The organism is Candidatus Methylospira mobilis (assembly GCF_009498235.1).
Taxonomy (GTDB): Bacteria; Pseudomonadota; Gammaproteobacteria; order Methylococcales; family Methylococcaceae; genus Methylospira; species Methylospira mobilis.
In genome coordinates, this window is the sequence record NZ_CP044205.1 from 3,598,575 (window position 1) to 3,622,507 (window position 23,933).

Genomic DNA, 23,933 nt, shown 5'->3' on the forward strand with positions numbered 1-23,933 from the left:
TTATGACGAAAGTGCTGCCAACTCTACCGCTTCGGCTATATCCACGGCAACAATACGCGATACCCCCGGCTCTTTCATGGTCACGCCGGCAAGATGCCGGGCTATTTCCATGGTAACCTTGTTATGGGATATAAACAGGAATTGTACCTGTTCCGACATCTCTCTGACCAATTGACTGAAACGCCCGACGTTGGCGTCGTCCAGCGGCGCATCGACCTCATCCAGCAGACAAAATGGAGCGGGATTCAGCTCGAAGATCGCAAATACCAGCGCAACGGCGGTCAGCGCCTTTTCCCCTCCTGACAGCAGGTGGATGGAACTGTTGCGCTTTCCCGGCGGACGCGCCATCACGCTGACACCGGTTTCCAGTAAATCCCGTTCGTTCAACTCGAGATAGGCCTGCCCGCCGCCGAACAGCTTGGGGAACATGCGCTGCAAGCCGATATTGATTCGCTCGAAGGTTTCCCTGAACCTCGCGCGGCACTCGCGATCAATTTTTTCCATCGCCTGCTGCAGAGTCGCTTGCGATTCCGCCAGATCCTGATACTGGGCGTCCAATATCCGCATACGCTCCAACTGCTCTTCGTATTCCTCTTTCGCCATCAGGTTAACGGCGCCCAGCGCATTGATTTCCGTGGTCAAATCATTGGCGCGCCGCTGCCACTCGCCTTCGTCCGCGTCTTCCGGCAGCGTCCGCAATATTGCGGGGCCATCGGCTTCCAGCTCGGCAAGCTGCTCATCTACCGTCTGCCGCCTGATTTCGTTGGCCTGCAACTCCAGCTTGGCGGCCTCCAGACGCGCTTTCAATGTTTCCAGCTCGCGACCGCCGCTCATGCGCGCTTCGCTCAGCGCACGGTTGCCGGTCTCGGCTTCCTGCGTTTTCTTGCGAATGTCTCCGAGCTCCAGCTCTATTTCCGCGCGCTGTTCCAGCAACAGATGCAATGCTTGCCGCTCTTCGTCCATAGGGGCATCCATGTCATCCACGCGCCGGATCAATTCCTCCAAACGTGAAGACGCCTGCATATGCTGCGCTTCAACGCGTTCCAGATGTTTGGCGATCAGCACTTCGGACGCCTGTATGCTTTCCCGGCGGCTGGTCAGTTTATGCGCCTGATCCTGCAGCGTTTTCCATCTTGCCGTAGCGGCGCGGGATCTTTCCTCCAACGCACTTACCTTTGCCTGCGCTGTATCGAGCTGCAGCTGGTTATCTTCCCAGGCCTGCTCGAATTGCTCCATAACCAACCCGGACTCTACCCAGGCTTCTTCGGATTGCTGCCGTTCGTGTGCCAGCTCATCCAGCTCGGACTGCACTTGACGCATGCGTTTACGCGCCTCTTCACGGCGCGCGCCGGCGGCGCTAAAACGACTGTTGATTTGCGAAAGTTCGACCATCAAATTGTTGATCTCCGATTGCCGCTGCTCGCGCTCGAATTCCGTCGCGAGCAACGATTCTTCGAGCAGACATGCCTGATCGTTGTCATTTTCAAGTCGAAACGCGCAACCTTCGCGCCGCAGCTTCAACTCACGCAAATCGCGCTCACGCGCCAGAACGCCGGCATGGGCGTCATCAGCCCGCTTCACCAGCAGCCAATTTGGCCCTATCCAATTGCCATCGCGCGTTATTATCGACTCGTGCGACGCCAGCCCCGCGCGCGAAGCCCACGCATCATCCAGGCTGAGCGCGCAATAAACCGTGCCGAGCACCGAATGGAGACGCCAGGGCGAGCGCACAAAATCCACCAGACGAGGCAACGACAAATCAGAAGCGGGCGCTTCACGCGCACTGTCCGATTTATCCGCTTCCAGGAAAGCCACGGATTCCGGACATGTATCCATGGCAACTCCCTGGAAAAGCAGTTGAATATTTTCCACACATAAAGATTCGAGCTGAATGCCCAAAACCGTTTCTATCGCGGACTCCCACCCCGATTCCACCTCCAGCCCTTCGGCCAGACGCACAGGTTCGCCCTCCCACGCCAGACTATCCAGCCAGACATTCAACTTTTCCTTGTCTTTGCCCATGGCATGCTGTTGCAATAATTCCAGCGAACTGATTTTTCCCTGAACTTCATGTAATTCCGCGCGCAATTCATGCAGCGCAGTCTGTTTTTTCTGTAGCGTAGCACGCTCATGCTGCATGCGCTGAGTCAATTCATCATGGCGCAGACTGATTTCTCTTTTTTTTTCTTCTCCTGCGTCCAGCATTTCCTGTAAAGCTTCCATGGCTGCGTCGTTCAGCATCGCCTCCACCTGGTCTTGCTCCTGAAGCAATCGCTCGCTGCGCGCCTGAATATGTTGCTTGCGCTCATGCAACTGCTGCATTCGGGCTCGCTGTAATTCCTTTTGATTTTTCAGCGTCAGCATATTGCCGCGAACCATATCTCTTGCTTCCAGATTCGACAGTAAGGTCTTGTCCAAAGCCAATGCATTTTCCTGCGCGCCGGCTTCATCATCCTGAGTCTGTTCCAGCCTCATCAGTATCAGCCGGTTTTCTTCACGTATTGTTTCGAGTTGCTCGCGATCCTGCGCCAGGTCAACCTGCGCCTGAAGCTGCTCGTCCCGCAAGCGCGCGCACTCGCGCTGCCTTTCATCCTGCGCCTGCCGGGCATGTTTTATCGCTTGCTCCATGCGTCCGCTCTCGGCATTAACTTCGTAAAATGCCGCCTGCCGATCCTGCAGTTTTTTTTGCAGTTGTTCATAAACCGCCTGGGCTATCTGCTGCTCCTCGGCAAGCCGGGTTTCTTCAGCAACCAGTTGCCTGAATTGCTGCTCGCACTGCGCCAATGCCAGCCGGTTTTCTTCGCCCGCCTGCTCATATTTACGCCAGCGCAAGCCCAGCAATTGTTCGCGGTAGCGGCGCTCTTCTTCCTTTAGCGCGATATATTTTTCCGCTTTTTTGGCCTGCCGTTGCAGGCTGCCCAATTGCTTGGCGATTTCTTCGCGCACGTCGTGGAGACGCTCCATGTTTTCCACCGTATGACGCATTCTGATTTCGGTTTCATGCCGACGCTCCTTGTAGCGGGAAATGCCTGCGGCCTCCTCTATCACTGCGCGCATTTCGTCCGGCTTGGCTTCGATCAAGCGTGAAATGGTGCCTTGCTCGATAATGGCATAGCTGCGCGCGCCCAGGCCGGTGCCAAGAAAAATATCGGTAATATCCTTGCGGCGGCAGCGCGTTCCGTTTAAAAAATAGCCGGATTGCCCGTCGCGAGTCACCAGACGCTTAACCGAAATTTCACGATAAGCCGAATACTCGCCCGGCGCGTCGCCTTCCGAGTTGTCGAATACCAGCTCCACTGAAGCCTGGCTGACCGGCTTGCGCGATGTCGACCCGTTGAAAATGACATCGGCCATCGACTCACCGCGCAAGTGCTTCGCCGAACTTTCGCCCATCACCCAGCGCACCGCATCAATGATATTTGACTTCCCGCAGCCGTTCGGCCCGACGATGCCGATCAGGTTTGCCGCCAGCGGTATCGTCGTCGGATCGACGAAGGATTTAAATCCCGCCAGCCTGATTTTATCCAGCCGCATCGAATAACCCGCCTTGCAACGCGCCGGAGTGCTTATGAAAAGCTAACTGCTGCGTTAAAAGCAGCAACAGCAATACCGGAAGCGCTTGCTCGAAATACACGGCGTCAAGACTGCAAACGTTTGCGTAAATCCGTTTGCCACGCGAGAGACAAGGCCGGTATTTTCAATGCGCGTTTGATAATTTCCTGCTGGCGATCGCCCTTGATCAGCGCCAGCATCGCCTCCTTGACGGACAGGCCATGAGGATCGATTACCCGCAGTGCTATGCTGTCACCTGCGGCCGCTACGCCCGGCTCGAGTATGCGTGCGTAAAAACCGGCGCGACCGGAATGCAGAAAACGCGTTACAAACTGCATATCCTGCATTTTAATCCCCAGCTTAAAGCATGGAACGCGCGGCTGCGTCACTTGAACGGTAATACCGCCCACCCTGAAAATATCGCCGATATGCACCGCTTCGTCCGGCATGCCGCTGACGGTAAAGTTTTCGCCAAAAGCGCCGGACGGCAGCGTTCTGCCCAGCTCCTGCTCCCAGACGCGGAAATTTTCCATCGTGTAGAAATAAAGGGCTTTATCAACCCCTCCGTGATTTTCAGGATCGGCCTGACGGTCTCCTTCCAGTCCCAGCAAACCAATGCTGTGAACGCCATCGACCGGATTCTTGAATATCCCGGTCTCGACGTCGCGTTTACCGTACCGTATCGTTTGCAGATGTCCCAGGTTGATTGACAGCAGTTTCAAGGCGCGCCTTTGCTATAGGGGAAAAGGTATAACGGTGTATGGGGGACGGGCCTAATTCCAGCAGTCTGGATTGATGCAGTTCCGTCAAGTATGCCTTATGCCGGGAGAAGACATAACCGGGGTATAATACATCGAGAATAGCCATTTCACTGTCTCTCGCCACTTTTGCCAGTATCGAGGCCGCAGAAATTGCCGCCACAGTCCGGTCGCCGCCAATAACAGATTCGCAAGCGCAGGAAAGGTCCGGGCAATATTTCCCATCAACCAGCACTTTTCCAGGCTTTATCGGCAAGGCTTCATAAGCTCGGCGCATTGCCAGCAGCGATGCATGGAAAATATTGATCCGGTCGATTTCGCTCGCTTCCGCGCGGCCAATAGACCAAGCGCTGGCCTTCAATTTGATTTGCAACGCCAGTTGCTCGCGCCGCGCCGGGGAGAGCGTCTTGGAATCAGCGAGTCCGGGGATGGCTTTTTCAGGATCCAAAATCACCATAGCGGCTACTACCGGCCCAGCCAGACAGCCACGCCCGACCTCATCCGTCCCGGCTACGTCAGTGATCTGCTCTGTCATCCAAGGCCATCGTTCGGGCTGCCACAGGCTGCGTTGATCCGGAAAATCAATCAGCGGATGATGCTGCGCTCGGTATTCTTCAGGAAATCCGCCATTACCGACACGGCCGGCGTTTCCGGGGCCATGTCGTCCAGGCTTTTAATGGCGTCGTCCAAAGTGAGTCCCGACTTGTAAATCAGCTTGTACGCCTTGCGAATAGCGCGCAGCGCATCGGCATCGTAGCCTTTACGCTCCAGCCCGACGCTGTTGATGCCGTGCGGCCGCGTCGGCCGGCCGCCAACCATGACATAAGGCGGTATATCGCGCGAGATTACGCTGCCCATGGCGGAAAAGCTATGTACACCTAACTTGCAGAATTGATGCACCAGAGAAAAACCGCCCAGAATAACATGGTCGGCCATATGCACATGACCCGCCAGCGACGCCGCGTTTGCCATGATGACATGGTTGCCGATGACACAGTCATGCGCGATATGGGTATAGGCCATGAACAGATTGTCGCTGCCGATATGTGTCACGCCCTGATCCTGAACCGTTCCGCGATGTATCGTGCAATATTCGCGTATCACATTGCGTTCGCCGATTTCCAGGCGCGTAACCTCGCCGTGATATTTTTTATCCTGGGGATCCTCGCCCACTGAGGAAAACTGGAAAATCTGATTGTCCTTCCCTATGCGGGTAGGACCTTTCAGAACCACATGCGGCCCTATCCTGGTACCTGCCCCTATTTCAACTCCGGCGCCGACAATGCTGAAAGGACCTATATCGACCCCTTCGTCCACCAACGCCGCCGGATCAATAATCGCACTCGGATGTATCAAGCACTTTGCTCCGCAGCCGCACACATGATTTCAGCGCTTGCAACCAACTCGCCGTCGACGTCGGCCTGACAGGCAAACGCCCAGATATTGCGTTTATGGCGCAAATAACCGACTTCGAGGCGCAATTGATCGCCCGGCACCACAGGACGTTTGAAACGCACCTTGTCCAAGCCGACCAGATAATAGGTTTTTCCTTTCCCCAGCACCTCGGGTGCCGAGTTGCCCGCCAGCAGACCCGTCGCCTGGGCCAAAGCCTCAATGATCAATACACCCGGCATGATCGGCAAACCCGGAAAATGGCCCTGAAAAAAAGGCTCGTTAAAAGTAACGTTTTTGATGGCGAGCAGGCGCTTTCCCGGTTCACACTCAACAACGCGATCGACCAGCAGAAAGGGATACCTGTGCGGAAGATACTCCTTGATTTGTTGAATATCCAAACGTGCTCCTTGATATTTTTAAATGATCTGCAATTCGGCTTCATGGCCTTGCAGATTCAGATGGGGCTCAGGCGCCAATCGTATGAGCCGTGCCCGCGCTCTACCCTTCGTGCACGCAGCTTTCGTAGCACTCTCCCTGAGCCCGCAGTGCCGGTTGCGTATAAAACCGGCACGAAAACCGCTGTACCTTATCAATCCCCGCTATTCTTCTTTGGCCGTTGCTGCTGAACCACCGCTTCTCTTGCTGGATGACCTGGCTGGCGCTCCACCGCCGCTCACCCCGCCGAGGCGGCTTTCGACCTTGCTGGTAAGATCTATGGCCGATGTAGCGTAGAGCACACCATCGCCTACGATAAGATCATAGCCTTCGTCCTTGGCCAGCGACTGCACGGCTTCCATGATCTCTTTCTGCAAACGCCCCAACACTTCATTCTTGCGCAGATTGGCATCCTGCTGGGCTTCATCGAAAGCCCGCCTTAATTCACGATTTTTACTGATGATGTCCTTTTCCAGCTTATCGCGTTCGGATTCGCTCATCACGGAACCGTCTTTCTGCAAACGCTCCTGTAAAGTGATGATTTCCTTTTGTTCGGCTTCGAGTTTTTTACCCCGCTTGCCGAACTCGCCTTCCATATCCTTCATTTCCTTTTTTGCTCTTTCGCCTTGAGGAGACTGCTGCATCAACGCCATGACATTAACGGCGCCTATCTTGAGGTCGGCCGCGAATACGCTGCCGCTCGCCAACAAGCCAATCACAAACAAGGTAAGACTTTTATTAAACATGTTTAATCTCGCTCCAGAAAAAGATCGTTATTCCATAAGAACCGCATTAATACAGCTCCAATTTCACATTATACAAGAACTGCCGCAAAAACTGCCCAACCGTCAGATAAGCGCTGACTTGCCGGAAACCAGCCTATCCCCGCACGGACTTATAGTTTCGAATAGCTACACAACACAAACCTGAGATAAACCCCATACCGGCGGCGATCCTTTCCCCCTCCGAATCAGAATCCCTGACCAAAAGTAAACTGGAAGCGCTGAGTAGTTGAACTCATCACGCAATTCCCGGTCGGGACAACGATGCCTTCTGCATTCGCCTGACAAACCGGGTCGGCGTTCAACGGCTGCGCGATACTGAACGACAGCGCGCCGAATGGAGACAGCCATTTTGCGCCCAAACCTACCGAATATTTCAACTGTTTAAGCGAATAATTCAGCCCATAACTGGTAGGATCGAACACATTACCCGCATCGAAGAACGGACCGAGCCGGATACTCTTGTTGTCCGACATGAACGGCAACGGAAACAACAGCTCGGCATTGAATACCAGTTTTGCGGTGCCGCCGAATGCTCTATCCGTGTAACTTATCGTAGAACCGGAAGGACACTGATCGCCTACCACATTGGTGGCTGTAACCGTGCCGGCGCTATTCGTACAAGTCGTTGTCACCGTTCTGGGGCCGAGAGAACTCGGATAAAAGCCGCGCACGGACTGCGGCCCGCCTGCGTAGAAATTCTGGAAAAACGGCAGTTCCTTGCCATTGTAGCCGTTGGCATAACCGAGATCGGCATTCAGCATCAGCGTCACATCGCTGGCTATCGGAAAATAATGCTGCACTCTGGCGGAAACCTTATAGAAGGGCAAACTGCTGCCCGGTATCGCCGCCTGCAGCGATAGGCGCTGCATGCCTCCGCTAGTGGCGAATACCGAGCGGTTAAGAGTGTCGTGCGCAAAAGAACCGGCCACCAGATAGTTACTGAATGCGTTACAGCTTCCCGCCTGTTGCGTCAGGCTGCCAAGATTGCCGTTATTCAGCCCATTACCATAACTTTTACCGCAGCTATTCAGGTAATTCATGATATTTTCCGAAGTATACTGGTTGGTGGAAAGCGACCAGTACTGAAAATCCGCGTTGCCGCCCGCGCTCATGAATTCGCCCAGCGGTATCCCCATATTGGCGCCCACCGTCAGGTTGGTGCTGCTATAGCTGGCCAATTGCTGATAAGAGATGTTCTGCGTGTTGGTGCTGGTGTACTGCGCATCCCAGCCGGTACTCAAACCGTCCAGCGTCGTGTACGGGTTAAGGTAGCCGATCTTGTAGATGCGATTGTACTGACTGTTGTTGAAATTGAAGCTGACGCGCTTGCCCGAACCGAATATGTTGTCCTGGGTAATACTGGCATTGAAAATGATGCCCTGGTACTGCGAGTAACCCACGCCGGCCATCATGTTGCCGGACGATTTCTCCGTGATCGCGTAATTGACGTCAATTTGATCCGCAGTACCCGGTACGGACGGCGTTTCAACGTTGACATCCTGAAAATAACCCAGACGCGACAGGCGCATCTTGGAACGCTCGATTTTCGTGGTCGAAGCCCAGGCGCCTTCCATCTGGCGCATCTCGCGCCTCAATACTTCGTCACGCGTTTTGGTATTGCCGGTCACATTGATGCGGCGAACGTACACCTGCTTTCCTGGGTCGACAAAAAATGTGATATTGACCGTCCTGGCCGCGTCATCAATATCGGGAACCATATTGACGTTGGCGAAGATATAACCCTCATCGCCCAGGCGATCCGAAACGGCCTTGGATGTCTCTGTCGACAATTTGCGCGAAAAGGTATCTGTCGGGCCGATCTGCACCAGCGGCACCAGTTCTTCGGGAGGCACGATGGTCTTTCCGGTCAGTTTGACTTCCTTGACGGTATAAACTTCGCCTTCCTTGAGGTTGATGTTCAGATAGATTTCCTTCTTGTCCGGTGTAATCGACACCTGGGTCGATTCGATATCGAACTTGATGTAACCGCGATCCAGATAAAAGGAGCGCAAGCGTTCCAGATCGGCGGACAATTTTTGCTTCGAATATTGGTTATCCTTGGTATAAAAGGAAAGCAGATTCCCGGTGCTCAGTTCAAACGTCTTCAGCAATTCGTCGTCGGTAAACGCATTATTGCCGACGAGATTGATTTGACGTATCTTGGCGATCTTTCCTTCCGAAATGCTGATCGTTACCGATACCCTGTTCCGCGACTGTTCCGTCACCTCGGAGTCGATTTTAAGCCCGTATTTGCCGCGGCTGTAATATTGCCTGCGCAGTTCCTGCTCAACCTTGTCCAGGACCTGGCGATCGAAAACGCGCCCCTCGCTGAGCCCTATCCCCTTGAGCCCCTTCATCAGATCTTCGGTGGAAATATCCTTGTTTCCTTCGATCTTTACGCTGGATATCGAAGGCCTTTCCTCGACATGCACCACCAGCACGTCGCCGTCCTGATCAAGACGCACATCCTTGAAAAAACCGGTTTTAAACAAGGCTTTGATCGATTCTGTGGCCTGCCTCTGGGTAAAGGTGTCGCCGACCTTGACAGGCAAATAGTTAAACACCGTACCCGCCGAGATGCGCTCCAGCCCCTCGATACGAATATCTTCAATTACGAAACCGCTTTCTCCACGAACGGAGACGCCTCCAAAAGAGCACAGCAGAAACATCAACAAAACGAAATACGAGCGTAACTTCATTATGAATGAACGACAGAAATCAGAAAGACATTGACGGCCTTCGCGCCGCCAACACTGAATACGGAAAAGCGCACCACGATGCACTGCGACTACTAAACAGCAGGGAAAACACTGTTTTATCGAACAACCGCAGACTCTTCATCCTTATAGCCAACAATACGATGAAGACATACGAATTCACGATTAAACCGGCGCTTTCCGGACGGCATCCCTTATCGAACCCGGCCATCAACTTTCCTGCAGTTCCTGAGCGATCTGTTCGATACTGACATGACGTATGTTTTTCCCGGTCGTGTAGTAGATCACATACTCGCACAAATTGCAGGAACGGTCGCCGATACGCTCCAATGAGCGCGCCGACCACATAATATCCAGACTGGTAGGGATAGACCGCGCATCTTCCATCATATAGGTGATCTGCTGACGCATGATACCTTCATATTGACGATCGATCTGCCGATCATCCTTCACCACCTGTATGGACGCATCCACATCCATGCGGGCGAACGCATCCAGCGCCTTGCGCAGCATGGCGCGCACCGATTCCGCCAGCCTTTCCAGCTCGCTCAACTGATTGCGTTTAGGGAAATGCCCGGCCAAATCAATCGCCTGATAAGCGATGCGCTTGGCTTCATCGCCAATACGCTCAAGATCGGCTATTGCCTTGATAATTCCAACGATCAGTCGCAAATCGCGCGCAGTGGGCTGGCGCAACGCCAATATCTGGGTGCACTCCTCGTCTATCGCCACTTCCAAAGAGTTCACTTTGTAGTCGTCTTCAATGACTTTACGCGCCAGCTCGACGTCGCCGCTGGAAAGCGCCGCCACCGCGGACTCGACCTGCGCTTCCACCAAGCCCCCCAAAGTCATGATGCGCCCGCGGACATCCAGCAACTCATGGTCATATTGCCTGGATATATGCTGCTGAAAAACGTCAGTTTCGCTCATAATTATCAACTTCCTGAGATGCGGCTATCCAAAGTATATGGATCGATTCTACCAACTCATTGCCCCGGTTGAAAGCAAAGCAATCGAAATAACAGCCCCGTCCTGTTAAAATATATCGACTATACTACCCGATGTATGGTTCGCGCGCCTAAAAATTACGCCTGTCAGCCTTAAAATATCGTCTCCGAATGAATCCTTTGCTGGAAAACCTGCAGTCCTATCCGTTTGAAAAACTGGCGGCTCTCAAAGAAGGGTTGCATCCGCCCGCGCACAAACGCCATATCGCGCTATCGATCGGAGAGCCTCAGCACCCGACGCCGCAACTGATACGCGATGCGTTGACCGCGCACATGGACCAACTCAACAGCTATCCGACCACCAGGGGAACGCAGGATCTGCGCCGGCGCGTCGCGCAATGGCTGCAGACGCGTTACCGCCTGCCGCAACAGGCCCTGGACCCGGAGTCGCACATTTTGCCGGTAGCCGGCACGCGCGAAGCGCTGTTTTCGTTCGCACAATGCCTGATCGACGCGACGCGCCCGGCCCTGGTGTTAATGCCCAATCCGTTCTATCAGATTTACGAAGGCGCGGCGCTACTGGCCGGCGCAACGCCTGTTTATCTGAACACCACGGCGGGCAATCAATTTATCCCGAGCTTCGACGAGATAGACGATGCAACCTGGGCGAACTGCCGGTTGCTGTATGTATGTTCGCCAGGCAATCCGACCGGCGCGGTCATGAATGCGGCTACGCATGAAAAACTGATCAATCTGGCCGACCGTTACAACTTCGTGATCGCTTCCGACGAATGCTATTCGGAACTTTATCGCGATGAAAACAACCCTCCGCCCGGCCTGCTGCAATCGGCCTGGGACATGGGAAACAGCACTTTCAAAAATTGCGTGGTTTTTCACAGCCTCTCCAAGCGCTCAAATGCGCCGGGATTGAGATCGGGCTTTGTCGCCGGCGATGCGGCGATATTAAAAAAATACCTGCTCTACCGCACCTATCACGGCTGCGCGCTGTCGCTGCCGGTCCAGGCCGCCAGTGTGGCGGCCTGGTCGGACGAAGCGCACGTCAAGGACAACCGCGCACTGTACAATTTAAAATTCGATCAGGTGCTCGCGGTTCTCGGCAGCGAGCTGGCGCTCGACACCCCCGACGCCGGATTTTACCTTTGGGCAAAAACGCCTGTGCCTGGCGTTGCATTTGCCCGCGGCCTGTTCGAAAAGGAAAATATTACCGTACTTCCCGGCAGCTATCTGTCCCGGCAGCAATCGGGCATGGACCCCGGCCGCGACTACGTGCGCATCGCGCTGGTCGCGCAGCCGGAAAGCTGTCTCGAAGCCGCGCACCGCATTAAATCGTTTATTCACACTCTCTAACCAGGAATTTTGCCCATGTCGCTCGAAGCCACCATCAATCAGGCATTTGAAAACCGCAACGAAATCTCTCCCGCCACGGTCAGCTCCGAAGTGCGCGCCGCGATACATGAAGCTCTGCATCTGCTCGACAGCGGAGAGCGCCGGGTAGCTGAAAAAACATCAGGCGCATGGCTAGTCAACCAGTGGCTGAAAAAAGCGGTATTACTGTCGTTCCGCATCGCCGACAACCGCATCATGGAAGGCGGCGAAACCAAGTACTTCGACAAGGTGGAACCCAAGTTCGGCAGTTACGGCCCGGAAGATTTCCGGCAAACCGGCGCGCGCATCGTACCGCCGGCCGCAGTGCGCAAAGGCGCGTTTATCGGCGCCAATGTGGTGCTGATGCCGTCGTTCGTCAATATCGGAGCTTATGTCGACAGCGGCACCATGGTCGATACCTGGGCAACGGTCGGCTCCTGCGCGCAAATCGGTAAAAATGTGCACCTCTCCGGCGGCGTCGGCATCGGCGGCGTATTGGAACCATTGCAGGCGGGGCCCACCATCATCGAAGACAACTGCTTCATCGGCGCGCGCTCCGAAGTCGTCGAAGGCGTGATCGTAGAAGAAGGATCGGTGATTTCCATGGGTGTTTACATCGGCCAAAGCACCAAAATCTACAATCGCATGACCGGCGAGATCAGCTACGGACGCATCCCGGCCGGCTCTGTCGTCGTTTCCGGCAACCTGCCGGCAAAAGATGGCAGCCACAGCCTGTACTGTGCTGTTATCATTAAACAGGTCGATGAAAAAACCCGTGGAAAGGTAGGCATTAACGAACTACTGCGCGATTGATATTCTTAACCGAAGGCTACGCGCCGGCAAAACGGCGCAGCGGACGCGGGTTAACGCCGCCTCATAATTCATAACTCATAATTCGAGGAATACATCATGATGAAAAAAACTGCATTGTTTATTCTTGGCGCGCTGCTTTCCGGCACCGCGCTCGCCGGCGCCGACCACTATGTGCGCAAGGACGGCAACCACGTCCAGCATCTGAAAATCAGTCAGCAAAAGGGCGAAACCAATGTGCTGGTCGACGTGGACTTCGAACCCGGCGCGAACGAAACCAATGCAAAATCCTGTTCAGCAGAGATTTCCGGTGAGGCGACCGTCGTCAGCGCCACCGAGCTGACGCTGAAAAAACAGGCGCGCGGCGAAGCACATTATTGCGAACTGAAAATCCATCTCAGCCAGGAGAAGGCTGTCATCGAAGAAACCGAAGACTGCATCAAATATTTTGCCGGCGGTATCTGCCGCTTCGACAGCGAAGGCAAGGCGCTGAATAAAATTCAGTAGCGCAGGCCACAACAGGGGCGAGGGTTCAGAACGCGACTGTCCGCGATCAGGCCGTCAATCAATCAAACACATTTAACCCTCACTCTAATCCTCCCCCTCAAGAGCATGGGTATCTACACAAGTCAATAGGTCATTGTTTTTAAGCCTACCTCCCTATGGAAGAAGGGCAGGGGTGAGGATGTAAAGCGCTTGTTGCCTGCGTCAAGGCTTGTGATAGCTCAAACGCTTTTACCCTCACCCTGGCCCAGTGTTTCCGGGCTATCCTGCCCGGAACCCTGCGGGCGAGCCGCGCTCGACCAAATGCGTTCCTGACGTATTTGTCCCACAGGAGAGGGAGCTTGTGTAGATACCTATGCCCAAGGGGAGAGGGTCGGAGCGAAAACAGCAGAATATCCATGCGCACCACACTGACTGGCCTGGCCCGCGCCTACATACGCGCCGGCCTTGAAAAACAGGTTCCCGCAACCGGTCTCGGTATATTTCGCATACTGTTCGGCCTGGTGGTACTGCAGGAAATTTTTTTCCTGATCTATTTCCGTCATTTCATATACGACCCGATCCCTTTCCTGGATCAGGCGTCGCCGGTGGTGCATTTATACCTGGGGTTCTGGGCAATGGCGGCAGGCTGCATCACGTTCGGCTACCATACGCGTATCGCCGCCGTCGCCAACTATCTGTTCTGGGTTACTTTCGTCGGTTTTACCGCAATGTGGCAGGACTTCGACGGCGGTTTCGACCAGTTCATGATCGGCTCCAGCCTGTTTCTGATATTTTTACCGGTAAATCGCGCGCTGTCATTAGACGCGCTCAGGGACAAACTGAAGTTTTCGCGCCCGGGACATGGCTATACGCCGCCGACAGAGGTATCGGTGCTGGCCTACTATCTGCCGCTGGCCGTATTGATGGGCTTCCTGTACTTCGACGCCGCGATACACAAGCTTTCCGCGCCGTTCTGGCTGAACGGCATGGGTTCCTGGCTTCCGCCCACCATGCCGTATTACATGTCGCCGCTCGATATGAGCTGGCTGCTCAACCAGCATAGTGCGGAGAGCATTATCGGCTATACGCTGATCGTGTTCCAATTCGCGTTTCTGCCGCTGTTCTGGTTTAAACGCGCACGAGCGCCATTGCTATTAATCGGCTTGAGCTTTCATACCGGCATCGTGCTGTCGCTGAACATCTATCCGTTCGGGTTTGGCATGCTGGTGCATTACGCGCTGCTGGTCCCGTTCGCCTGGTGGCGCAGCATCCACGCTTTTTTGGCCTTTAAAAACCCGGTTCTGACTGTGTTCTACGACCAGGAGTGTCCGCTTTGTCAACGCACCGTCATAATAATCAATCACTTCGATATACTGGATGCTGTGGACTTCAAGGGGTTACAGGAACATGCGCGCCATTACCCGGCGCTCGACGCCATCCCGGAACAAACGCTGCTCACCGATATCTATGCACTCGACCGGAATAACCGCCTTTATGCCGGAGTAGACACCTATATCGGGATTCTGCTGGCGATGCGCAGCACGGCGCCGTTCGGCGCGGTACTGGGATTGCCGGGCATCCTGCAACTGGCTCGCCTCTTTTATCGGCGTGTTGCCGACAACCGTAGCCGCACCGGCTGCACTGACCTCTGCCTGCCTGCGCTATCCGGCGCAAACGACCCGCCGCCCGTCTCCCAGACCCAGGCGCGCATAGCCGGACGCCTGAGCCGCCTGATGATCGTCGCCTGCCTGTTGCAAATCAACAGCACCCTGCACTTCGGCCTGTTTTACCGTCTCAACGACGGCCATGCGAGCAGCGAAGCGGGGCAAATCGTCGAAGCGGCCAGCAATGCGATTCTGTTGCTGTCGCACAGTTTCACCGGCATCACGCCGCACGCCCTGTATATGCACGACCACTTCCAGGGCTACAACCATATCCTCGGCATCACCTACATCGACGAACAGGGCGCAGAGCGCTGGCTGCCGTTCGTCAACGAAGAAGGACGCATCGTCACGCCGAACTGGGGGCGTATACAATCGATGTGGGCGAACGTGGCGGTCACGCGCCATATCGACCTGAAACGGCTGGAAAAAGGCCTGATGCGCGTAACCGCGTTCTGGGGTACGGAAACCGGCCTGAACCTGGAAAAAACCCGTTTCAAACTCAAGGTCAAGGAAATCCGCGTGCCGATGGACTGGGAATACGATCTGCGCCATTACAATCTGCAGCAACCCTGGACCGATCTCGGCGCCGTTACCTGGAAAAACGGCAGCATGCGGCTCGATATTCCCGATTCGGCTCTGGCGCAACAACTTGGAATTGCCGCGCCGAAATAGCAGCAAACCCGATTTACATGATGACCGGCAAGCCTTTTTTCCTTAACTCGCCGACAATGACAACAACCTGGGCAATGTCGATATCCAGCAAGCGCGCCACATCCGCATCGGAGATAGCCTGCGCATGCCTCTCGTAGCCAAAGTCAGAAAACCGCAACAGCGCCTCGGCGACTACGACGAGCGCAGACAACTTGCCGCGTTTTGAATGCACATCGTGATGGTGACGCACCGCTTCCACTATGTTTTCAGGGATGCCCCATAACTTCAGCACCTCGGCGCCCACTTCTTCATGGGTAATCTCGAATATCTGCAACGACAGCGCTTTTAGATCACCGGTTTCCTTGCTTAATTCCTTAAAGAAATCGGTGCTGGCCGTCGGCTCCAGCGCGTCATAGATAATAAAACCCATGTCGTGCAGCAAGCCTGTCAGCGCAATATCCGCTTCCGTTGGCCGCGCGACAGCAGGCAGGCAGAGCGCTATTTCGCGCATCACCCGGGTTACCTCGGTGTTATGAGCCCATAGCCGGTCACGGTTCAAGCGGTTTTTACCGGTCTGTTTCCCCATGGAAAACAATGCGCTTGCCAATGCAGAGTTGTAAGCCTTGCGCAGACCGATACGCTGAACGGCCTCCTTGACCGAAGTCACCGTATGTCCCGGCACGCCGTAACCAGCGGAATTGGCCATCGCAACTATGCGCGCGGTAGTGACCGGACATTGGCAAATGGCGGGAACCAGCGCATCCTGATCGCGGTCGTTGTCCATATTCAGCGCTAAAATTTTCTGCGCCACCATAGGCAGGGACGGCAGCCTGCCGCTTTTGTAATTCAGCATTTTCCACACTCCTCAGTGGCAGTTTCAGGAAAAATCAGATCCTTGAGACTCGCTCGTTCAGCCATAACAACAACTCTTCCACCGGCATGGGATAAGCTATACCATAACCCTGCGCATGGGTACACCCGATATTAATCAATATTGGAATCAATTCCGGCACCTCGACGCCTTCCGCCACCGTGCTGCGATTAAAGGCTTTCGCCAATGCAATCACGCCCTGCACGATGGCCTGATCGCCGCTATCCTCCAGCAGATTGCGGATAAACGACGCGTCTATTTTCAGCGTATCCGCTGGAAGCCTGCGCAGATAAGCCAGCGAAGAGTAGCCGGTGCCGAAATCGTCCAGCGCAAAATCGACTCCGAGCTTGCGGCACGCCTGTATCGTCTCCGTCGACAGATCGAAATCCTCGAGCGCGGCCGTTTCCAATATCTCGATTTGCAATTTGTCCCTGGGTACGGACGGATACCGGCTCAGCGTCAGCTCCAGACCGGAAACAAAATCTTCGGACTGGAGATGGCGCGCGGAAATATTGATACTGACGCCCAAATCAATACCCGTTTCCTGCCAAACGGCAAGCTGGGCGAGAGCGGCATCGATAACCCATGCCCCCAGGCGAATTTCCAGTTCCGAGTTTTCTATTACCGGTAAAAAATCGGCGGGAAGCAGCAGTCCACGTTCGGGATGCCGCCAGCGGATCAAAGCCTCCACGGCAAGAATGCGACCGGAAGCCAGTTCCATTTTGGGCTGATAGTAAAGTTCGAACTCTCCTTCATTCAAGCCCCGCTCGATCTCGAGTTTAAACTCATAAACACGCCGCAAGCGTTGATCGTGCCCGGCGTCGTAAACCTGGTAGCGGCGCTTTCCGGTTTGTTTTGCGGCGTACATGGCCTGATCGGCATGGCGCAGCAGGGTATCGCCATCCTCGTTATCATGCGGATAGAATGTCACACCGATACTGGCCGACACCGTCATTTCTCGGCCGTCGCGGATCACCGGAGCCGCGACGATCGCCAGCATGCGATCCAGTACCGGAAAATAATCGTGCTCATCGGCCAGATCGCCAAGCAAAATCACGAACTCGTCCCCTCCCAGCCGGGCCAGCGTATCTTCGGCCCGCAGCGCCGCCTGCAACCGGTAGGTCATATCCACCAGCAATTGATCGCCGGCTTCATGACCAAAACGGTCGTTGACCTGCTTGAAGCCGTCAAGGTCGAGATAACATACCGCCAACACCTTGCTGCTGCGCTGCGCGCGCGCGATCGCCTGCTGCAGTCGATCCGTCAGCAGACGCCTGTTCGGTAATGCGGTCAGCGCGTCGTAATTGGCTATCTGGTTCAACTCGGCTTCGTGAGATTTAAGAGCGGTAATATCCGAAAAAACCCCGACATGACGCAACGCCCTGCCCCGCTCATCGCTGATGACCGCGATCGAGAGCAATTCGGCATAAACTTCGCCTGATTTACGACGATTCCATACTTCGCCGCGCCATTCCATTTTCGTTTTAATGGCCTGCCACATGTGTGCATAAAAAACTTTGTCCTGGCGCCCCGAACTTAGAATTTTCGGATTTTTTCCCAGCACCTCATCACGCCGGTAACCGGTAATCCGGCTAAACGCCGGGTTGACCACGACAATGATATTATCTGCGTTGGTAACCAGAATCGCTTCCTGGCAGGTCTCGAATATGCTGGCCAGCAAACGCATGTTTTCCTCCGCGCGCTTGAGATCGGTGATATCGCGCCCGACAGCCAACACGTTACGCTTATTACCGCTTCCCGGCTCGGCTACCGCCTTGATCAGATGCACGCGGGAAGGCAAACCTTGCTCATCAGGGTGAACCAGCTCGAAACTGGCGCTCTCTCCGGTTGCGGCAACCTGCAGGATGGTTTGTTGATAATTGGCATAGATATCGCCAGGCGCCACTTCCTGCGGTATTTTCCCCAGCAACTCATCACGCCGGCGCCCCAAGGTGCGCTCCAGCGCCGGATTGATATAGAGCAGACGCGCATTGCTATCGTGACGGGCGATATTATCCGGCGTATTTTCCGCCAGCGTGCGAAACTCGCGTTCACGCGCCACCATTGCGGCCTCGTTGCGCTTGCGTTCGGTAATATCGTGCCAGATACCGACCAGCAATCGCTGCTCGCCCATATCAAGCATGCGCGCATGGATTTCGATATCAAGCACATCGCCATTCCTGCAACGATGGCGGTTCTCGAACCTGGCACCCCCTTTCGTTTCGTCCAGCCTGTTAACCACCTGCCGCAGCTCCTGCTCGCTCAACTCGGCTTGCGTATCGGCAAGGCGCAGCTTTAAATATTCATCGCGGGTATAACCCAGCTTGGTACACGCCGCGTCGTTGACATCAAGGAAACGCAAAGTCGCCGGATCGATCAGTTCGATACCGCTACCGGCCTGTTCGAAAATAGTGCGGAACAGCTTTTCGCTGCGATACAGTTCGGCGTTTTTTTGTTCGACAAGGGACTCCAGTTCGGCTCGGGTGCGATAGGCATCGCTGACATCCACCACAGTGCCGATAATCGCCGGCCGTCCCTGGTAATCGATCACGCTGCCGTGCACCTCCACCATGATGCGCGCGCCGTCGCGCTTGAGCGCGGAAAAACTGTAGCGTATTGATGTCGATACACCGGCAAGCTGACGCCGGATATTGCCGGCAACCCGGCCTCTATCCTGATCGGCAACCAGATCGAGATAAGGAATGCGATCGATTATCTCTTCCGGCGCATCGTATCCGAACAGCGCGGCAAACCCGCTGTTGACGTAATGAAAAACCTCGTCCTGGATTATGTAATGCCCTACCAGCGACTGTTCGATCAAAGCGCTGAACTTGGTGGACTCCTCCGCCACCTGCCCTTCCAGGCGTTTACGGTAATCGTCCAGCTGCCGCTGCATACGCGCGCGTTCGGTAATGTCGCGCGCAACGCCCAAAACGCCGATCAGGCGTCCGTCGCCGTCGTGCATCGGCGTTTTGACGGTTTCGAACCGGCCATGGTAGCCGTCGCTTGCAAACGTCAAGCTTACTTCCTTGACGGCAGGCGTACCGGAGGCTATTACCCTGACATCGTGCTCGCGGAACGCATCTGCCTGGGATTTATCCAGAAAATCGTAATCGGTCTTGCCGACAATTTCCGCTTCCGGTGCGCCAAGGAAATTTTCGAAACGTTGATTGCAGGCAAGATACGCCCCTGCCTCATTCTTCAGCCAAACCAGATCGGGAATGGTTTTAATCAATGTGCGCAGAAAGGCGGCGTCGGCAATCGACTCGTCCTCCATCAAACCGAGTATCATGGTGCGGGTCAGATCGTGTTCGTCGAGAAACCCGGCCAATTGACCGGCCTGATCGAGTACCACCAGATGGCGCACCCCCGCCTTCAGCATAAGATCGGCGGCTTCATTGATGGTGCTGTCGACAGTGACCGTCAATACCGGCGCGCTCATGACATCCCGCAATACCGCCGTGCCGTTTTCGTGATCATTACAATAAAAACGCACGATATTGCGCTCGGTGACGATACCGACCGGACGATAGCCTTCAACCACCACCACACTGGTATCGTGATGCGACTGCATCATCTCAACGGCGTCGCGCAGACCGGCCTCGGGCGGCAGGCTGCATACCGAACGGCACATGATGGAAGCCACCTGGCGACGCCCGGCCAGCGCCGTGAGATTCATATGCAAACGGAAATCGGTTTCGGTGATAACGCCAAGCAGCGCGCCATCGCCGTCCACGATAACCAGATGCCGTATGCTTTCGCGTAAACAAAGCTGATAGGCGTCCAGACAAGCCATGGCCGGCGGCGCGCAAATTACCGGCGAAGACATGATATTCCGCAACTCCGTTTCACGGGGAGTAGCAGAGTGCATTGCCAGCAGGACATTGCGTTCGGTAACAATACCTTCGGGATATCCTGCGGCATCCAGCACCACGATGGACGATATCTGGCGTTCCGCCATGATACTCGCGGCTTTACCAAGCTGCGCAGTGACCGGGAGACCGGCGACATCGCGCGTAGCGATATCGATTAAACGAACGAACGGCTCGTTAAACCCGTAACGTCCGGCGGGAACAAACTTTTCATGCATACTGAAAAAACGCTGATTATGAAGATGCGTTCCATACCCGCCAACAGGCAAGCAGCAACTGAAAAAAACGCGTGGAAATTTACGAAACGCCAAGGCTGAGCCGTAATTTTCCGGTAGAAAAGGAGTGAAGAAAAAGGCGGGAACAGAGATAACCGTTGCTTTACCAACATCCGCCAAGAGCACCAATACTCAGAATGTCAAATATAAATAATATTTGATATTCATGGGTCATTCAAGCATTAACTGATAAAGATAGAAGGAGTTTCCGACACGGCGACGCACGGCATCTCCATGAACCGGCCTCCACCATGAACATTCATGACGAAACAGAATACCGGCGCCCGAAAAATCTTGACATGAAACGCAAAACGACTACCATAGTAGTCATAAATCAAAACCAAACCCGATTTTATGTCAATAGCTAGCCGTATAAAAAACGCCAGAATGCAGGCAGGCATGAGCCAGCGGGCCTTGGCCAAACGCTCAGGACTGAGCCAGCAACTCATTTCGAAACTGGAAAACGGGCTGGTCGAGTCAACCACAGAAGTATTCAAACTGGCGGAAACCTTGCATGTGGATGCGGTGTGGCTGGCGACAGGCAAAGAAACATCAGCCGGCCCGGATACGCAAAATGCGGCAGCGACCGCGTTTGTTCCCCTCGTTTCCTGGGTAGCCGCAGGCCTGTGGCGAGAAATGGAAAACCACTTGCAACCCGGCAGCCACGAGGAATTGGTGCCGGTCAGTTGCCGCGTCAGCCGCAACGCCTTTGCGCTGCGCGTACAAGGCGACAGCATGGAGCCGGTTTTCCCCAACGGCAGCTACATCATCGTCGATCCGGCGCTGGAAGCGCATCATGGCAGCTATGTCGTGATGCGGATGGACGATGCGGAGCAAGCCACCTTTAAACAGCTTGTTATAGACGGCAGCGAACGCTACCTGAAACCGCTCAATCCCAGATATCCGCTGATGCCGATACGGCAAAGCGTAACCGTATGCGGCGTCGTACGGCAAATGCTGATGAATTTCGACTACAACCAACCACAAAATTAGTCAGAACGCACAACCAACAGGAGATGGCATCATGCTTGAAAAAATCATCATACGACTTGAACAACTGCAAGCTCACCTGAACCGACAAAAAGAACTGCGCCGCCGCGAACAGGCGCGTAAAAACGCAAAAGTGGAAATCAACCGGCTGGCGCGCATGCGGGCGCTCTGAGAAACCGAAACCGGTCTTAATTCTGGCTTGCGCCTCCTAAGACTTGTTCAAAATGCCCGATCCTTCCAGGGATTTCAGCCACCAGCGCATCGATTGCCGCTCGCGTTTTAGTTGGCAAATAATGCGAGCGGGGCCACACAGCGTAGATGTCCGCCGCCTGCATAGTGTCGCAGTCCATCACTATTGCCAGCTCGCCTGCCCGCGCACTGTTCGCCATCAACCAGCACGGCAGCCAGGCCAGCCCCATACCCGCCACGGCGGCATCGGCGATTGCCTGCAAATCGTCGAACACGTAACGGATATCGACCTGGGGCTTGAGCGCCTGACCGCCTGCATCACTTACGCGCCACGGCTGTATACGGCCCGAGCGCCCATAAGCTATGCCGATATGGCCGGACAGCTCATCTAAGCCGGCCGGTTTACCGCATGCGTCCAGGTAACGGGGAGCCGCGCAGATCACCATTCGTTGAGCTGCCAGCCTTCGTGCGGCCAGGGAGCTGCTATCGGGCAGGTTGCCAATGCGCACAGCAAGGTCATACCCCTCCTCAACCAGATCAACCACACGGTCGTTGAACGACATTTCCATCACCAGCCTGGGATAACGGCGTCCCAGCGCGAGCAATACGGGCGCGACGCAATGGCGGCCGAACAGCACCGGCACGCTGATCCGCAAACGCCCCACTGGTTCGCCTTTTCCGCTATCAAGCGCCAATGCGCCTGCATCCAGCTCAGCCAACGCCCGCACGCAACGTTCGTAATACGCCTGTCCTTCATCGGTCAAACTCTGGCTGCGCGTCGTTCTTTGAAACAAACGGACGCCCAGGCGCTGCTCCAGCCGCGAAATACTCTTCCCCACCGCGGAACGGGTTAGCCGCATGCGCTCCGCTGCCAGAGCAAAGCTGCCGGCCTCCGCCGCTTCGACGAAAGCGCTGATACCGTTTAGTCGATTAGTCATTGATTGGTTCCATACACGCTACATACCTGGTAAATAATTCCGCCACCGCCGACCATAAAGCTCCGATATGATAACAGCCAATGTCTATGCAGGACCTGCGACAGCGAAGACCGATGCGTCGCACTCATTGCAGGTACAGATATTTTACTAATCGAACGGGAGATTTAAATGCACGCTTATCAAATCAAGGCAGGACAGCAAATAGCCGGGCTGGAGTTGGCCGAACGTAATGCCGCTGCGCCCGCAGCACGCGAAGTACGCGTACGCATACATGCCGTATCGCTCAATTATCGGGACTTGATGGTCGCGGACGGCAAATACCTCAGCACAGCCGACAAGGCAGTGATTCCTTGCTCCGACGGCGCCGGAGAGGTCATCGCCGTCGGCGAGCAGGTAACGCGCTTCCGCGTCGGCGACCGCGTTGCGGCATCATTTTTCCCGGACTGGATCGAGGGTCCGCCAACCCGGCAAAACACGGCTGGCTCGCTCGGCGCCGCGATAGACGGCATGCTGGCGGAAGAAACCGTACTGCATGAAGATGCGCTGGTTGCGATTCCGGAGTATCTCAGCTATGTTGAAGCCGCCGCCATACCTTGCGCCGGGGTCACTGCGTGGAACGCGCTGTTCGCCGCCGGCGATATCAAACCGGGGGATAGCGTGTTGCTGCTCGGAACCGGCGGCGTATCGATCTGGGCGCTGCAGCTAGCCAGAGCAGCGGGCCTGCAGACCATCATTACGTCCTCCAGCGACGAGAAACTGGACCGAGCCTGCGCCTTGGGCGCTTTCGCAGCAATCAACTACAAGAAAACGCCCGAATGGCATAAGGAGGTTTTACAGCTAACCGCAGGACGCGGTGTCGATCTTGTACTGGAGGTCGGAGGCCAGGACACGCTGAACCGTTCAATTGCGAGCGCCAGAACCGGCGGTACGGTTGCCATTATCGGCGGCGTCAGCGGCTTCGGCGGCGAATTCAATCCTTTCGCGCTAATAGGCGGCGCAAAACACTTGTCCGGCATTTTTGTCGGCAGCCGCAGCATGTTCGAAGATCTCAACAGGTTTCTGGGTATAACGGAAATACACCCGGCCGTGGATCGTATTTTTCCTTTCTCCCAGGCGCGCGAAGCCTACACGCACCTGAAAAATGCGGGCCATTTCGGCAAGGTTGTAATTGAAGTCACCCCATAGACGGAACTGAGCAAATAAACCTTGACC

At 55.1% G+C, this 23,933-nt stretch carries 18 protein-coding genes; 7 read left to right on the top strand and 11 right to left on the bottom strand.

Annotated elements, in window-relative coordinates; translation table 11 throughout:
- The 8 genes from smc to phoU form a co-directional block, all read right to left on the bottom strand.
- The gene (smc, locus tag F6R98_RS16380) at window positions 1-3,534 is read right to left on the bottom strand and encodes a chromosome segregation protein SMC (protein ID WP_153249970.1); all 3,534 of its coding nucleotides are present in this window, start codon (window positions 3,532-3,534) and stop codon (window positions 1-3) included.
- Between the two features lie 104 nt (window positions 3,535-3,638).
- A complete protein-coding gene (locus tag F6R98_RS16385) occupies window positions 3,639-4,274 on the bottom strand; it encodes an MOSC domain-containing protein (RefSeq protein WP_153249971.1) in 636 nt (211 codons plus the stop codon).
- Window positions 4,222-4,845, bottom strand: coding sequence for a ribonuclease HII (locus F6R98_RS16390; protein ID WP_153249972.1), 624 nt, complete (start codon window positions 4,843-4,845; stop codon window positions 4,222-4,224). Before F6R98_RS16390 ends, F6R98_RS16385 begins: the two co-directional genes overlap by 53 nt.
- A 50-nt stretch (window positions 4,846-4,895) precedes the next feature.
- The gene (lpxA, locus tag F6R98_RS16395; RefSeq protein WP_153249973.1) at window positions 4,896-5,666 is read right to left on the bottom strand and encodes an acyl-ACP--UDP-N-acetylglucosamine O-acyltransferase; all 771 of its coding nucleotides are present in this window, start codon (window positions 5,664-5,666) and stop codon (window positions 4,896-4,898) included.
- Window positions 5,663-6,103: a 3-hydroxyacyl-ACP dehydratase FabZ gene (fabZ, locus tag F6R98_RS16400; protein WP_153249974.1), complete on the bottom strand. Its 441-nt coding sequence runs from the start codon at window positions 6,101-6,103 to the stop codon at window positions 5,663-5,665. Before fabZ ends, lpxA begins: the two co-directional genes overlap by 4 nt.
- A 201-nt stretch (window positions 6,104-6,304) precedes the next feature.
- Window positions 6,305-6,886, bottom strand: coding sequence for an OmpH family outer membrane protein (locus F6R98_RS16405; RefSeq protein ID WP_153249975.1), 582 nt, complete (start codon window positions 6,884-6,886; stop codon window positions 6,305-6,307).
- Window positions 6,887-7,110: 224 nt separating this feature from the next.
- Window positions 7,111-9,624, bottom strand: coding sequence for an outer membrane protein assembly factor BamA (bamA, locus tag F6R98_RS16410; RefSeq protein WP_153249976.1), 2,514 nt, complete (start codon window positions 9,622-9,624; stop codon window positions 7,111-7,113).
- Between the two features lie 228 nt (window positions 9,625-9,852).
- On the bottom strand, window positions 9,853-10,572 hold the full coding sequence (gene phoU / locus F6R98_RS16415; RefSeq protein WP_153249977.1) for a phosphate signaling complex protein PhoU: 720 nt from the start codon (window positions 10,570-10,572) through the stop codon (window positions 9,853-9,855).
- A gap of 188 nt (window positions 10,573-10,760) precedes the next feature.
- On the opposite strand from phoU, the gene dapC reads away from it, so the two are divergent.
- The 4 genes from dapC (at window position 10,761) to F6R98_RS16435 (ending at window position 15,607) form a co-directional block, all read left to right on the top strand.
- The gene (dapC, locus tag F6R98_RS16420) at window positions 10,761-11,957 is read left to right on the top strand and encodes a succinyldiaminopimelate transaminase (protein WP_153249978.1); all 1,197 of its coding nucleotides are present in this window, start codon (window positions 10,761-10,763) and stop codon (window positions 11,955-11,957) included.
- Window positions 11,958-11,972: 15 nt separating this feature from the next.
- Window positions 11,973-12,788, top strand: coding sequence for a 2,3,4,5-tetrahydropyridine-2,6-dicarboxylate N-succinyltransferase (dapD, locus tag F6R98_RS16425; protein ID WP_153249979.1), 816 nt, complete (start codon window positions 11,973-11,975; stop codon window positions 12,786-12,788).
- A 96-nt stretch (window positions 12,789-12,884) separates the two neighbouring features.
- Window positions 12,885-13,292 carry a hypothetical protein gene (locus F6R98_RS16430; RefSeq protein WP_228124925.1) on the top strand — a complete coding sequence of 136 codons (408 nt, stop codon included), beginning with the start codon at window positions 12,885-12,887 and terminating at the stop codon, window positions 13,290-13,292.
- Between the two features lie 395 nt (window positions 13,293-13,687).
- Window positions 13,688-15,607 (top strand): DCC1-like thiol-disulfide oxidoreductase family protein, encoded by a 1,920-nt coding sequence (locus tag F6R98_RS16435; RefSeq protein ID WP_153249980.1) that lies wholly within the window; start codon window positions 13,688-13,690, stop codon window positions 15,605-15,607.
- A gap of 13 nt (window positions 15,608-15,620) precedes the next feature.
- On the opposite strand, the gene F6R98_RS16440 is transcribed toward F6R98_RS16435, so the two are convergent.
- Window positions 15,621-16,439 (bottom strand): HDOD domain-containing protein, encoded by an 819-nt coding sequence (locus tag F6R98_RS16440; protein ID WP_153249981.1) that lies wholly within the window; start codon window positions 16,437-16,439, stop codon window positions 15,621-15,623.
- A gap of 34 nt (window positions 16,440-16,473) precedes the next feature.
- Window positions 16,474-20,547 (bottom strand): PAS domain S-box protein, encoded by a 4,074-nt coding sequence (locus F6R98_RS16445; protein ID WP_153249982.1) that lies wholly within the window; start codon window positions 20,545-20,547, stop codon window positions 16,474-16,476.
- 411 nt (window positions 20,548-20,958) lie between these two features.
- Between F6R98_RS16445 and F6R98_RS16450 the strand changes: the two genes are divergently transcribed.
- Both F6R98_RS16450 and F6R98_RS16455 read left to right on the top strand, forming a co-directional pair.
- Window positions 20,959-21,597 (top strand): LexA family protein, encoded by a 639-nt coding sequence (locus tag F6R98_RS16450; RefSeq protein WP_153249983.1) that lies wholly within the window; start codon window positions 20,959-20,961, stop codon window positions 21,595-21,597.
- Between the two features lie 31 nt (window positions 21,598-21,628).
- On the top strand, window positions 21,629-21,766 hold the full coding sequence (locus tag F6R98_RS16455; protein ID WP_153249984.1) for a hypothetical protein: 138 nt from the start codon (window positions 21,629-21,631) through the stop codon (window positions 21,764-21,766).
- Between the two features lie 16 nt (window positions 21,767-21,782).
- On the opposite strand, the gene F6R98_RS16460 is transcribed toward F6R98_RS16455, so the two are convergent.
- Complete coding sequence (locus tag F6R98_RS16460; protein WP_153249985.1) at window positions 21,783-22,721, bottom strand: LysR family transcriptional regulator; 939 nt, start codon at window positions 22,719-22,721, stop codon at window positions 21,783-21,785.
- A 168-nt stretch (window positions 22,722-22,889) separates the two neighbouring features.
- Between F6R98_RS16460 and F6R98_RS16465 the strand changes: the two genes are divergently transcribed.
- Window positions 22,890-23,906, top strand: a complete 1,017-nt coding sequence (locus tag F6R98_RS16465; RefSeq protein ID WP_153249986.1) for a zinc-dependent alcohol dehydrogenase family protein — start codon at window positions 22,890-22,892, stop codon at window positions 23,904-23,906.
- Window positions 23,907-23,933: the final 27 nt, after the last annotated feature.

What these genes read in the sequence shown, in the direction of transcription:
- smc (WP_153249970.1), bottom strand. Translation starts at nt 3,534, where the DNA reads ATGCGGCTGGATAAAATCAGGCTGGCGGGATTTAAATCCTTCGTCGAT.
- F6R98_RS16390 (WP_153249972.1), bottom strand. Translation starts at nt 4,845, where the DNA reads ATGACAGAGCAGATCACTGACGTAGCCGGGACGGATGAGGTCGGGCGT.
- F6R98_RS16405 (WP_153249975.1), bottom strand. Translation starts at nt 6,886, where the DNA reads ATGTTTAATAAAAGTCTTACCTTGTTTGTGATTGGCTTGTTGGCGAGC.
- bamA (WP_153249976.1), bottom strand. Translation starts at nt 9,624, where the DNA reads ATGAAGTTACGCTCGTATTTCGTTTTGTTGATGTTTCTGCTGTGCTCT.
- phoU (WP_153249977.1), bottom strand. Translation starts at nt 10,572, where the DNA reads ATGAGCGAAACTGACGTTTTTCAGCAGCATATATCCAGGCAATATGAC.
- dapC (WP_153249978.1), top strand. Translation starts at nt 10,761, where the DNA reads ATGAATCCTTTGCTGGAAAACCTGCAGTCCTATCCGTTTGAAAAACTG.
- dapD (WP_153249979.1), top strand. Translation starts at nt 11,973, where the DNA reads ATGTCGCTCGAAGCCACCATCAATCAGGCATTTGAAAACCGCAACGAA.
- F6R98_RS16430 (WP_228124925.1), top strand. Translation starts at nt 12,885, where the DNA reads ATGATGAAAAAAACTGCATTGTTTATTCTTGGCGCGCTGCTTTCCGGC.
- F6R98_RS16435 (WP_153249980.1), top strand. Translation starts at nt 13,688, where the DNA reads ATGCGCACCACACTGACTGGCCTGGCCCGCGCCTACATACGCGCCGGC.
- F6R98_RS16440 (WP_153249981.1), bottom strand. Translation starts at nt 16,439, where the DNA reads ATGCTGAATTACAAAAGCGGCAGGCTGCCGTCCCTGCCTATGGTGGCG.
- F6R98_RS16445 (WP_153249982.1), bottom strand. Translation starts at nt 20,547, where the DNA reads ATGCATGAAAAGTTTGTTCCCGCCGGACGTTACGGGTTTAACGAGCCG.
- F6R98_RS16450 (WP_153249983.1), top strand. Translation starts at nt 20,959, where the DNA reads ATGTCAATAGCTAGCCGTATAAAAAACGCCAGAATGCAGGCAGGCATG.
- F6R98_RS16455 (WP_153249984.1), top strand. Translation starts at nt 21,629, where the DNA reads ATGCTTGAAAAAATCATCATACGACTTGAACAACTGCAAGCTCACCTG.
- F6R98_RS16460 (WP_153249985.1), bottom strand. Translation starts at nt 22,721, where the DNA reads ATGACTAATCGACTAAACGGTATCAGCGCTTTCGTCGAAGCGGCGGAG.
- F6R98_RS16465 (WP_153249986.1), top strand. Translation starts at nt 22,890, where the DNA reads ATGCACGCTTATCAAATCAAGGCAGGACAGCAAATAGCCGGGCTGGAG.